At 43.6% G+C, this 11,517-nt stretch carries 11 protein-coding genes and 1 pseudogene; 8 read left to right on the top strand and 4 right to left on the bottom strand.

Features of this window, described 5'->3' with window-relative positions; all coding sequences use genetic code 11:
• Positions 1-147: 147 nt before the first annotated feature.
• From GVY04_09835 to GVY04_09825, 3 genes are all read left to right on the top strand, one after another.
• Positions 148-750, top strand: coding sequence for a hypothetical protein (locus GVY04_09835; protein ID NBD16418.1), 603 nt, complete (start codon positions 148-150; stop codon positions 748-750).
• Between the two features lie 148 nt (positions 751-898).
• Positions 899-1,780 carry a hypothetical protein gene (locus tag GVY04_09830; GenBank protein ID NBD16417.1) on the top strand — a complete coding sequence of 294 codons (882 nt, stop codon included), beginning with the start codon at positions 899-901 and terminating at the stop codon, positions 1,778-1,780.
• Between the two features lie 92 nt (positions 1,781-1,872).
• A complete protein-coding gene (locus GVY04_09825) occupies positions 1,873-3,105 on the top strand; it encodes a trypsin-like serine protease (GenBank protein ID NBD16416.1) in 1,233 nt (410 codons plus the stop codon).
• Positions 3,106-3,125: 20 nt separating this feature from the next.
• Here GVY04_09825 and uvrC read toward each other — a convergent pair whose 3' ends face one another.
• The 4 genes from uvrC to GVY04_09805 all read right to left on the bottom strand — a co-directional run bounded on the left by uvrC (position 3,126) and on the right by GVY04_09805 (position 7,978).
• Positions 3,126-5,009, bottom strand: coding sequence for an excinuclease ABC subunit UvrC (uvrC, locus tag GVY04_09820; protein ID NBD16415.1), 1,884 nt, complete (start codon positions 5,007-5,009; stop codon positions 3,126-3,128).
• A gap of 62 nt (positions 5,010-5,071) precedes the next feature.
• Entirely contained in the window at positions 5,072-5,884 is an 813-nt protein-coding gene (locus GVY04_09815) for a tetratricopeptide repeat protein (GenBank protein ID NBD16414.1), read from the bottom strand.
• Between the two features lie 154 nt (positions 5,885-6,038).
• Complete coding sequence (locus tag GVY04_09810; GenBank protein NBD16413.1) at positions 6,039-7,292, bottom strand: hypothetical protein; 1,254 nt, start codon at positions 7,290-7,292, stop codon at positions 6,039-6,041.
• A gap of 311 nt (positions 7,293-7,603) precedes the next feature.
• On the bottom strand, positions 7,604-7,978 hold the full coding sequence (locus GVY04_09805; protein NBD16412.1) for a hypothetical protein: 375 nt from the start codon (positions 7,976-7,978) through the stop codon (positions 7,604-7,606).
• 123 nt (positions 7,979-8,101) lie between these two features.
• On the opposite strand from GVY04_09805, the gene GVY04_09800 reads away from it, so the two are divergent.
• From GVY04_09800 to GVY04_09780, 5 genes and pseudogenes are all read left to right on the top strand, one after another.
• A complete protein-coding gene (locus GVY04_09800) occupies positions 8,102-8,608 on the top strand; it encodes a hypothetical protein (GenBank protein NBD16411.1) in 507 nt (168 codons plus the stop codon).
• Between the two features lie 182 nt (positions 8,609-8,790).
• A pseudogene (locus tag GVY04_09795) lies at positions 8,791-9,132 on the top strand (hypothetical protein).
• A gap of 132 nt (positions 9,133-9,264) precedes the next feature.
• A complete protein-coding gene (locus GVY04_09790) occupies positions 9,265-10,152 on the top strand; it encodes a hypothetical protein (GenBank protein NBD16410.1) in 888 nt (295 codons plus the stop codon).
• Positions 10,153-10,289: 137 nt separating this feature from the next.
• Positions 10,290-10,844, top strand: coding sequence for a 16S rRNA (guanine(966)-N(2))-methyltransferase RsmD (rsmD, locus tag GVY04_09785; GenBank protein ID NBD16409.1), 555 nt, complete (start codon positions 10,290-10,292; stop codon positions 10,842-10,844).
• 44 nt (positions 10,845-10,888) lie between these two features.
• Positions 10,889-11,500 (top strand): DUF2064 domain-containing protein, encoded by a 612-nt coding sequence (locus GVY04_09780; protein NBD16408.1) that lies wholly within the window; start codon positions 10,889-10,891, stop codon positions 11,498-11,500.
• Positions 11,501-11,517 lie beyond the last annotated feature (17 nt).

The raw sequence follows: 11,517 nt of genomic DNA, 5'->3' as shown, positions 1-11,517 counted from the left end.
ATAAAACAATGAAGCAGATGTATATAAGTATTGCAGGGCTTTCTCCCTTACTAAGAGATAAAATACCTATCTTCTTGGAGACTGAAATTGGATTAAAGAGCGCAACATTAATTGTTTAATTATTCGTTTATAGATAACAGGAAAAACATGGATACTAAACTTGGCATTAGAGTTTTATTAGGATTTGCAGGGTTTGCGAGCATTAGCCTGTTAGCTAGTTTTCCCATATTTGCTCAATATAGTTATACCTATAGTGTTTGGTCACGTCCCGCCTATATTCCTTATGAGCAACAAGATGACACAGAATTAAGTGTTCTTCAAATGCTGGAACAAGATAATCAATTTGAGACTCTCGCTTCTGAACTAGAAAGAACTGGTTTAGCCAATACCTTAAAGCAAGAAGGTTCCATCACTATTTTTGCCCCGACTGATGAAGCGTTTGATGCTTTACCGTATGAAACAGCTCAGAAATTAATGCAACCGGAGAACTTAAAAAAAGTGTTGCAATATCACTTAGTTGCTCAGTCAATCGAACCGGAAGAAATTCCCGGTAGAGTGAATACGATCGCGGGTGCGCCAGTTACCATTAGTATGGGTAAAAATAATTCCCAAGAATTTTGGATCAACGAAGAGGCAAAAGTAATGCCACGGCAGTTTATCGTTGATGGTAAAGAAGTGACTTCGCTTTTATTTGCTGATAATGGAACCATTGTTCCCATTAGTCAGGTGCTGTTGCCTCCTGATTTCTAAAGTGTCCCTTGGCAGCGTAGCCAATGTAAAAAAGAAATGTCTTAAATTAATGTGATTTCAACTGTGGAGCAATGAATCTTAAGAAGAGCCAGACTGAAGAACAAATTAATTTTTCTCAATGGGGATAAGACTTGAGAGGTAAAGTTTTATGCTTAATGGAATATATCAACAACTGACGGCGACAGCCGCTTTGACGTTGCTTACAACAACAGCAACAACCTACCCAGCTTTAGCGCAGAGGAGCTTTCAAGTTCGCAATTTGACCGGTCAAGATGTTGTCCAACTTTATCTTTCCGCTTCTGATTCTCAAGTTTGGGGGTTAAATAGCCTAGAGACTGATCGCGTTTTGCCTCATGGCGAATCCTTTCAAGTTGAACTGAAACCCAACTGTCTTTACGATATCAAAGCCGAATTAGAGAATGGTCAGGCTGTAGAAAATCGTCAGATCGATACCTGTTCCAAGGACTTTTTTGCCTTGTCACTGACTAACGTTTCAACGTCAACCCCAAACAACTCCAATGCCTTTGCCTCAGAGCGTGGATTTTCTTGTGATCTCTCAAATGAAGTTCCACAAACCTTATACCAGGGAAGTTCTGACGATCCAGAAGTATGGATTCGCTGGGGTTCTAATTTCTTTAGCAGTTCTGGTTATGATCCCCTGTCTCGCTGTCAAATTGTTAGCGACCGCCTCGAAAATTACCGTCGTAAGAGCCAGCTTAACTACATCGGCGTTGGTCGGATGAATAATCAGAATATCATTTGTACGGCTTTAGTTCCGGGTGAGTGCATTGGCTTGATTTATACCCTGAAACCTCAACAAGATCCAGTTGAGACGCTACAGCAATTTATGCAGCATCGATCAGGTGTGGTTGGGGTTTCCCCCCTCTATGAAAGCGAAGATGCAGCAACAGCTTTTCCTTTTGTTGATGTCAGACCCTTTCTTGATAAAGAGAGTCAAGCTGACACCTCTTCCCAGGAAGACCAATTGCAGCTTCAAAAGCCGAGTGAAGAAGAACTGCGGAACCTATAGGTCAACGAACTTCAAGCAAGTGCTCACTTGATCAGGTTGTTGTTGAAAACCTCGAAGACCGAAAGTCAAGTCTCATCGAAAGTACAGAGAAAATGAAGCTTAACCATCTCATCAGAACTCTTTTCCAAACGGGGGGAGTTATCGTATCCAGTTGTTTAGCAGCAACGCCAGCTTGGGCAAACTTGACCGTTGAGCAAATTAATTCAATTGCTCGACAAACGACCGTTTTGATTGCACCGGCTTTGACTCAAGATTTACTGCAAGACTTAGAAGCCAATCGCAATAATCCGCTGGCGAATGAAAGTAGTGAGGGTGTATGGAATCCTGGGTCTGGAGTACTGATTGCTCAACAAGACAATCAATATTTTGTTTTAACCGTGACCCATAATTTTAAACAAAGCCACTTAGATGAGAATCTTGCCTACGGGATTCGCACCAGTGATGGACGGATTCATGAAGTCAAAGCTGTTAACGATGGTCGCGGTTGTCCTCTCGAGGGAACGGTAAAGCAGCAGCCCCTAATTAGATTTGGCTGCTATTCAAGATATTTACCCTCTCGAGTCGCTGGTCTGGATTTGGCGATTGTTAGTTTTGAAAGTGAGCAAGCTTATCCCGTGGCTTCTTTAGGCAATCCGGAACAAGTTGATTGGGGAGAGAGAGTTTATGTTTCAGGATGGCCCGATCCAGAAAAAGAGCGGACACCTGATGGTGCGTGCCGAGGTCAAATCGAGCGTCGGCAGCGACGATTGGTTTGGGGACCTCTGACGGGCAAATTGGCTCCCAACCAAGGGCAGAATGGTTATGGTATTTTCTACTTTGACTATACTCGTCCTGGGATGAGTGGTGGACCGGTTTTCGACAGTGATGGTTTTGTGGTTGGCGTTCATGGTCGCGGCTCCAACGATAAAGGACAGCTGTTAAAGCAATACTGTGCGGTGGAACCGAAGCAGATCTATGAATCAGCGGATCTGGCTGCATCCCCAGCCATATTTGACCCAACGATTTTACATAGTAAATACAGCAGTGCCCAAAATTTGCAAGATTTTCCGCAGCGGGTCAATCAAGTAGGGGTGGATGTTACCTTTAATCAGCTTCCTCCTGACCAAGAGATGATTCAAAGAGCATTAATCACCATTCCAGAACGTGAAATTGCAGAGGGGACAGCCGATTTTGAAATCCGTGAGGATGCACTGAGGATTGGTGGCTTTGACGACCCTGATGACCAGATTGATAACATTTATGAAGGCTTTCAGCTTAAAAATTTACTGAGAGATGAGCCATCGCCAGGGTGTCGATTTCTGTTATTGGGTGATCCCTGTGATTAATCAGTGATTAAAAATCCAATCTAATGAAAATAATCATAAATTTGTTGCGCTAGACTTTTCCCAATTCCGGGAACCGCTTGCAATTGTTCTAGACTGGCTTGACGGATATATTCTAAAGACCGAAAATGAGCCAATAAGGTTTGCTGGCGCTGAAAGCCTAAACCAGGAATGTCATCTAAGCGCGATCGCTGCATTTTGGCAGTACGTTGTTGACGATGGAAACTGACCGCAAAACGATGGGCTTCATCTCGTAAACGCCGCAAGAGTTGGACGCCGGGTTGGTTGGAATCCGTCTCTAAGGGTAAAGAGTCTCCTGGTAAAAAGATTTCTTCCCGTTGCTTTGCCAAACTAATCACTGCCACATCAGCTAATAAATTCATCTGTTGCAACTGTTCTACAACCGCCGAAAGTTGCCCTTTCCCCCCATCAATCATGACTAGATCGGGAAACTCACTGTCTTCTTGTCGGGGTAAATCGGGATTTTCTGCATACTTGCGAAAGCGACGCCGGATGACTTCCGCTAAACTGGCAAAATCATCGGAGTGACCGGCACGGACATTAGCATCCTTAATTTTATAACGACGGTAATGCTGCTTGGCGGGAATGCCATCAATAAAAACGACTTGCGATCCCACGGCATTTGATCCTTGAATATGAGAAATATCGTAGCCTTCGATACGACGTGGCGCTTCGGGGAGGTCTAAGATATCTGCTAAGTCTTGCGAGCTTTGTTGATTGCGATCTGCCACCCGCTGTGTCCTTTCCAGCTCATGGCGGGCATTTTCTTCCACCATGGCAATCAATTCTGCTTTTGCTTGGCGTTGCGGGACTGTCAGAGCAACTTTGCGTCCTTTGCGTTCGCTTAACCAATGGCTGATGATATCTTGGTCAGGCAGCGCCTGTGGTAAAAGAATTTCACTGGGAATTTCTACAGCATCCACGAAAGCATAATGGTCTTGAATTACCCGTTGTAAGATATCTTCCCGATTCACGGCTGGAGAAACATCGGCAAAAAAGCCCAGTCGTCCTACGAGTTTTCCGGCACGGATTTGAAAGAGTTGAATCGAGGCGTGTTGATGATTAGAAATAATCGCGATCGCGTCACGAGAAACCGTATCATCAGGAAGAGAAACTTTTTGATTAGCATTGAGTTGTTGTAGCGCTTGCATCTGATCGCGGATTTTCCCGGCTTGTTCAAATTCCAAGTTAGCCGAGGCTTCTTTCATCTGGGCGGTTAAGTCTCGCACCAGTTCTTGAGAACGCCCTTGAAAAATCATCGCGACTTTTTGCAGGGTTTGCCGATAGTCTTCCGGGGAAATGAGGGCTTGACACACTCCAGGACAGCGCCCTAAATCATAGTTTAAGCAGGGACGGTCTTTAAAGAGGGGTCGCGGACGTTGACGCAAGGGAAAAATCCGTTTAATTAAGCCCAGTGTTCGCCGGAGTGCCCCCGTATCCACATAAGGACCGTAATAGCGGTCTTTTGCGTTACCCCGTCGTCGTTTGCGAGTAATAAAAATGCGGGGATAGTCTTCTGACCAAGTAATACAAAGATAGGGATACTTCTTGTCATCTTTTAGCAGAACATTGAAGTAGGGCTGTTCTTGCTTGACTAAATTTGCTTCGAGGGCAAGGGCTTCGGCTTCGGTATCGGTGACAATGAACTCAATATCAGCAATTTGCTGCACCATGAGTTGCTTTTGTTCACTGAGGGCTTGGGACGAACGAAAATAAGACCGGACGCGCGATCGCAGCTTCGTGGATTTGCCAATATAAATAATATGGCCGGCGCGATCGCGCATCAAATAAACCCCTGGTTGCAGCGGAATGTCTTGCAAACGGGCTTCGAGTTGTTCCGGTTGCTGAATTAAATTGTCCTGAAGTGGTTCTTTATCCTTGATCATGTTTGGCGCGGGCTACGCCCTACGTCTTTTTTGTTTGTAACTTGATCACTAATAGCTAATGACTAATTATTCAAGGAGAGAAAGTTATCGAGGGCTTCCACCATCCGAGGGGGCCAACGTCGAACCGTTTCTAGCCATTCAATATCCCGATAACGGGAATCGCTACCAACCACAGCCACCCAATTGCTTTCTGCTTCCCCTTCTTTTCCTTGCGCCCATAACATCGCCGTTAAAGCAGCACGGACATCGGGGAAATTGGGATATTTGCGAACCAGGTTGCGGGTTTCATCAATGGCTTCTTTCTCATCCCCAACTTGATAATGACTGAGGGCTGCGTTGGAACGGGCGATCGCAAAGTTAGGATTAAGCGATGCCGCTTCCTCGTAGTCAGGAATTGCTGCTGTGTAGTCGCCTTTTCCTGCTTTAGCATTGCCCCGGTTATTATACGCCATCGCATCTTCCGGATTGAGGTCTAACACCGTGTCATAATCAGCAATTGCCTTTTCCCAGTTTCCCATAATTTCATAGGCAATCCCCCGATTCAGGTAGGGATCCGGTTGATTGGGTGCCAAAGCAATGGCGTGATTATAGTCCGCGATCGCGCTTTCAATTTTGCTTTGACTCAAGCGCACATTGCCACGATTACTCCATACGGCTGGATTTCTGGGAAATAATTCAATCAACTCTCCCCAATAATCTTCCGATTGAGCAAAATTCCCTTCTTTTAGGGCTTGAAAGGCTTTATCGGCAATTTCATCGCCTCGTTGGAGTTGTTCTTCCGTGACTTGGGTCGGAGAATCACTAGTTTGCGCCCAACTGGGAGTGGGGAAACTGAATAAAAAGATGAGTATAAGTAAACTAAGTAAGATACGCATTTTCATTATTCGTTAGCTTTAATCAGTAATTTGACCAACGGTCAAAGCAGGCGCCTTCCGTGCCGACCCAACTGGAATCGAATTCCAGTTGGAAAGCGGCACCGCATTCCGCGGTTTAGGAAGGCGTAATCTTTGACTCTCCTTCCCTTTCACTTTACTGGGGTTTTCTGAAGATAGCAAAGGAAGAAGTGTAGCCGTGTAAGAAGGTTTGCTTCCCAACTGGACCAATTTCGCCGTTACAGAAAAATCCGCCGACTGGAATCTGATGGAGATATTGACGAAACAAGCCCGAATCAAAATTCGGTTTTCCGTATAACTCTTTCCCCCGTCCTAAACAAGAAAACAGTAATGCCCCAATCGGCATCGAAGTTTTTTCTTGTTCCTGGTATTGTTCTAAAAGCACTTCTAAATCTTCAGCAGAGGTATTGCCATCCCGGAGATGAAACTGAATCCGTTGTCCGGGGCGTAATTTATCACCCACCGCGATCGCGCCCACTTTCGGGTCAACCCCTAACAAGTTCCGAATTAAGAAATCCCCTTGCTGTAACTCTAACTTAAACTCATCTCTGGCAATCCCTAAGAATAGCGAATCTTGCGCCAGTTGCTGATCTTCGGGGCTTAACTCATTCATCAGTTCTCTAAGCGCTTGTAGTGGGGGTTTGGCGGCTTCTGTGCCATTCCCGTTTACTTCGGCAACTTCTGCTAGGACATTTCGTTCCCCTTGGGTAATCTGATATTGAGGACCCACCGGACGACAGCCTTGGGCGACAATGGCATCCATTTCGATATTGCCACTCAAGGCAACGCCAACAATGCCTTCTTTCACCAACGCCATTGTCTCTTCTGAGGCGGTTTCATAAAATAAACCCGTCTGCATCCCCATTGTCATTGCACTGGCTAACCCGCCTACTTTTTTCGCGTTGGGATAGGCAAAATCCAGTCCTTCCAATAGATCATTCACTTTAGAAAAGAACGGATCAGCCAGGAGGATAAAATCCGGGTCTTCCGCCGGTGCAACTCCGGTTAAATCGGTCCAAGCACTCGCTGCACTGTCTAAATCGGGAATTTGATCCGCACTAATATGAAACCCTTGGATATTAACTTCCGGCAAATGGGCAACCGTCAGGCTTAGCGCCGGATTCCCTTCAATTTCTTGGGCTTGATTTTCTTCATCAATACCAACAATTCCACCGCCACCACTGCCAATTAAAACTGAAATCGGGAGCTTTTCTCGAATTAGAGGCACTAAACGAGGGTATTCACTTGCATAAGCAGAAGAAATAAATAAAAATCCTAAATCAGGGGAACCCGATAACTTTTGTTGAATCCGTTCGGTTACGTCAGAAATGGCTGCCTCTAGTGAGAGACGAGTTGAGATAGCGTTTACCCACTGGATTTGCTCAGTCATAATTTAGAGTTGGCAACTATAGAGGAATGTTTCCTGTGTTAACAATATCGTATTTTATAACCGCCTTAAAATTGTTGAGAAACTGGCACAAACCTGGTCACATGCAACAGTTAAATCGTTTAAAGTTACTCATTTTTTCTTGCGCGATGGCTTCGCCGGCACCGGAGGTGCATCGCCTTTACCAGTTCCTTGTGGAAGATAACGCCTTGAGGCGGCAAAAAAGGCATTTTTCCCAACATTCTCAGTCACAATCAATCTTTTTTTCTTGACTGAAGTTAACGCTATCTCTGAGGGGGCAAATATGCTAGATTTTACTCAGAAGAGGCATCAACATCAACTGCTTCCACATCAATTGTACCGGGAGGAGTAATGCGCTGGAATTTTCCGTTTTCAATTTTAAGGGGTTCACTGCAATTGGGACAACGGGACATAGTGCCATTGAATCCAGTAAACTGATACTGGCAAACGGGACATTCATCCTCAACAAGATTGCGCTTGAGCCACCATTGCACCCCTACCAGCGCAATTACAGGGAGAATGATCATTATGCCTAAAACAATCATGACACTATTGACGACCCAACCTAGCCCCACTGAGGTTAGTAACAAAGCACCCAAAATTAGTGTCAACCAACAGCCAATCCCAGAGAGATTCAATTGGGCAATTTTTGGGAAATTCTGGTTCACGACGCACCCTCCAAATAGCGGTCTTCTTCTATCGTAATATAAGATTAGTCAAACCTTGTTTCTTTTGGTTTGTTGGTTAACCGAACCTTTTGCCGATTCAATTTACCTCAAATGCTAAAAAATATGTTAAACATTCGTCATATTGCTGCGATTTTTTTAGTGCTAACGCTGTTTTTAATGACACCGGCTTGTACTAGCGATCAACCCCCCTCTCGTTTTGATACAGCCCAGCAAGAAAGCACTGCTTCGGGCTCAGGCGCGGTTACAGAAGAGGCAGTAAAAGGCGGAGAACTGAACCGTTATTTTCCTAAAAATCAAAACAGCTATCAGGTGGTTTATACTCAAGAAAAACGAGGGTTTGCCCAAGCAAAGTTAAAACAAGATGGACAAGAAATGGCGTTAATGTCTATTTCTGATGTTGCCAATAACCCCACCGCTACCAAGAAGTTCCAAGATAGCCAACAAACCTTGCAAAATTATCCAGTGGTCAACCAAGGCAGTAAAGCAACGGCTGTCTTAGTTAATAATCGGTATCAGGTCAAAATTGTGTCTCGTAACGAAACATTTGATGAAAATAGTCGTCAAGAATGGCTCAAAAAATTCGATTTAGAAACGTTGGCAGAACTTTAAGCATTCCTTGATTGAAAAAAAAATCACGTCCAAAATCGGGAAGCTCCTTTTTCATTAGAAAAGGGTTAAGGAGTACAATGAAGAGCGGTATCTAGTTCGCGAAAGCAGGATTAACTGGGTTACAAGATATGGATCATCATCTGCAAATCAAAACAATTCTCATTGGCGCGATCGCGCCCCTAATGGTCTTTGGTTATCCCCTCTCATTGCAAGCCCAAACGGACACCGAAGAACCCTCGTCTTTGGAAATTGAATATAGTCGGTTAGTCCAACTCAACCGTGCCAAAAATCTAGCCCGTCAAGCAGCCGAACAAGCCAATGGCGGTTTAAGTCAATATCGACCCGAACCAGCGATGCACGGACCGGCGCAACGAACAGATTATAAACAGCTTGGGAAGGGAGTTTGGCAATTTACCTTTCAAGGTAGGCGTCCCACAGCTGAGGAATATACCATTAAAAGTGTCGTTGTTGTTGATACGAATAGCGGTGAGATCAACGTCAAATATAATGGTCCCATTCGCGAAGCGTCGCAGCCCAATCGAAATGATGATAATGATAGTGGTGAAACCACTTTAGAAGAGTCAAATTAGTATTTTCGGTTGAGTAATCTATCAACCCCTGATCTCACCACAACATTCACCTTGGTCACTTAAATTATGTCTAAACCAATTTTCCAATTAGTGGATGAACTTCCTGAACAAAATATTACTGTTCGTGTTCTCAAGGCGTTAGATTTTGTTGTTCCCGGAGAATGGGAAAATATTGTTGGTTTTGAAAATATGATTCGTACCGTTACCGGGGAAGACGACGAAGGATTAATCCAACAAATCGGCGATCGCGCGGTATGGTTATTTAATGATAAAACGCAAGGCTATCAAAATGCCCTTTGGTTATATCAAACCGTTGATCGCACCGATACTGCTTTAGCCAGTGCGGCTTTAGCCAATAAAGTGGGAGAACGCATCCCCTTACTCGGTTTTCTCAATAAAATTACGCCCAAAGCCGACAAAGCGCAAAGTATTGATTTAGCCCTTAAGACGGTCATTGAATTAGTTGCTTTTTGCCAAATTAACGGCATTCCTGGTGATAGTATTGGCGACTTTGTTAATTCCTTGGCGGATTATGAAGGAGAAGATATCATGCGGATGGCAGCTTTAGTTTGCTTAGATGGTTTAATTCCCCTTGGGCCTGATTTTATCCAGAAAGCGCAAGGTATTATCAATAATACGGATACGGACGAGTTAGAAGACAACAAAGTTTTTCAAAGTGTCAAAGGTTTCATTCCTGGGGATGATACGAATAGCCAACTTGGGTTTATCAGCGAAGCATTTGGTTCCGTTAAAAGTTGGATGGGAGACTTTGTGGAACGCAAAGATTTAACCCCAAAAAAAGTGATGAATAATATTGAGAGTTTTGTTGAATTTTCTGATGAACAACTCGACTATTTGGCAGCTTTTTTAGACATGACAACCAATTATTATGAACATACTGGCACCCAAACGATTGCCAGACGTTTAATTAATCGGGCTTACGCTGAAATTTAATATCATTAGTCATTGGTCATTAGTCATTAGTCATTAGTTATTAGACAATAGGCAATAAAAAATTCTCCTTGTCACCTTGTCCCCTTGTCTCTCTGATCAATTCAATCTGTCACAAAAATTGATCCCTTGAAGATAGTATGCGAATTTATGGCAATCGCCTCTTAAAAACCTTACCCGGACAACAAACCCGTCCCACTTCTGGAAGAGTGCGAGAGGCTGTATTTAACATTTGGCAAATGCAAATTGAGGGGGCGCGTTGGCTTGATTTATGTGCCGGAAATGGGACGATGGGTGCAGAGGCATTATGTCGGGGCGTTCATGTTCTTGTGGGAATTGAACAAAACCGACGGGCTTGCCAAATTATCCAAAAAAACTGGCAAAAAGTTGCGACCGACGAACAGCAATGGCAAGTGATTAAGGGCAATCTACCTGAGAAATTAAATAATTTGCAGGGACAACAGTTTGATTTAATTTATTTTGATCCCCCTTATGCGAGTCACTTGTATGACCCAGTTTTAAATGAAATTACTCATTTAGGATTATTAGCGAAAGATGGAGAAATCGCGATCGAGCATGATCCAAAACAATGGCAATATCAAGCGATCGATCATTTAAATCTGATTCGGCAAAAACAATATGGTAGCACCAACTTAACTTTCTTAGGACCACAATCTAGCAAGGAATTGCTTTAGACTGGAAAAGTTAAATCAGCGATCAAGCGATCAAAAACTAAATAATGACCAACGTTGCCAAAGAAAGCCTAATCATTTTTACGCGCTATCCGCAAGCGGGAAAAACAAAAACCCGGCTCATTCCTGCACTAGGAGAAGAAGGTGCAGCACAATTACAAAAAAAATTAACAGAATACACCCTAAAAGAAGCCGATCAACTAACTGTTAATATTCGGGTTTACTTTTCCGATGGGAATGAAAATTTAATGGCAAATTGGCTAGGTGGTTGCTATCAGTATTATCCCCAAAGTAACGGAAATTTAGGAGAACGGTTAATTGTTGCTTTAGAAGAAAGTTTCACTCAGGAAATTGAAAAAATTGTTATTATTGGCATTGATTGCCCTGACTTAAATGCAGATTTAATTCAGCAAGCGTTTCAAACCCTCTCAACTCACGATTTAGTCTTAGGAAAAGCCGAAGATGGCGGTTATTATTTAATTGGTTTATGTGGTTTTTATCCGGAGTTATTCCAAGGCATTGACTGGGGCACTCATCTGGTTTTAGAGCAAACGGTTGCCATTGCCGAAGCAATCGGATTAACCATTAATTATCTGCCCATGTTAAATGATATCGATACACCGGAAGATTTAGAAAGGGTGACGCTTCCTTGGGAATAAGGGATTAATTGGCTAAA

This window comes from Cyanobacteria bacterium GSL.Bin1, from assembly GCA_009909085.1.
Lineage (GTDB): Bacteria > Cyanobacteriota > Cyanobacteriia > Cyanobacteriales > Rubidibacteraceae > Halothece.
The sequence above is the reverse complement of the archived record's forward strand: the minus strand, read 5'-3'. Positions and strand labels throughout refer to the sequence as shown.

What these genes read in the sequence shown, in the direction of transcription:
- GVY04_09835 (NBD16418.1), top strand. Translation starts at nt 148, where the DNA reads ATGGATACTAAACTTGGCATTAGAGTTTTATTAGGATTTGCAGGGTTT.
- GVY04_09830 (NBD16417.1), top strand. Translation starts at nt 899, where the DNA reads ATGCTTAATGGAATATATCAACAACTGACGGCGACAGCCGCTTTGACG.
- GVY04_09825 (NBD16416.1), top strand. Translation starts at nt 1,873, where the DNA reads ATGAAGCTTAACCATCTCATCAGAACTCTTTTCCAAACGGGGGGAGTT.
- uvrC (NBD16415.1), bottom strand. Translation starts at nt 5,009, where the DNA reads ATGATCAAGGATAAAGAACCACTTCAGGACAATTTAATTCAGCAACCG.
- GVY04_09815 (NBD16414.1), bottom strand. Translation starts at nt 5,884, where the DNA reads ATGCGTATCTTACTTAGTTTACTTATACTCATCTTTTTATTCAGTTTC.
- GVY04_09810 (NBD16413.1), bottom strand. Translation starts at nt 7,292, where the DNA reads ATGACTGAGCAAATCCAGTGGGTAAACGCTATCTCAACTCGTCTCTCA.
- GVY04_09800 (NBD16411.1), top strand. Translation starts at nt 8,102, where the DNA reads ATGTTAAACATTCGTCATATTGCTGCGATTTTTTTAGTGCTAACGCTG.
- GVY04_09790 (NBD16410.1), top strand. Translation starts at nt 9,265, where the DNA reads ATGTCTAAACCAATTTTCCAATTAGTGGATGAACTTCCTGAACAAAAT.
- rsmD (NBD16409.1), top strand. Translation starts at nt 10,290, where the DNA reads ATGCGAATTTATGGCAATCGCCTCTTAAAAACCTTACCCGGACAACAA.
- GVY04_09780 (NBD16408.1), top strand. Translation starts at nt 10,889, where the DNA reads ATGACCAACGTTGCCAAAGAAAGCCTAATCATTTTTACGCGCTATCCG.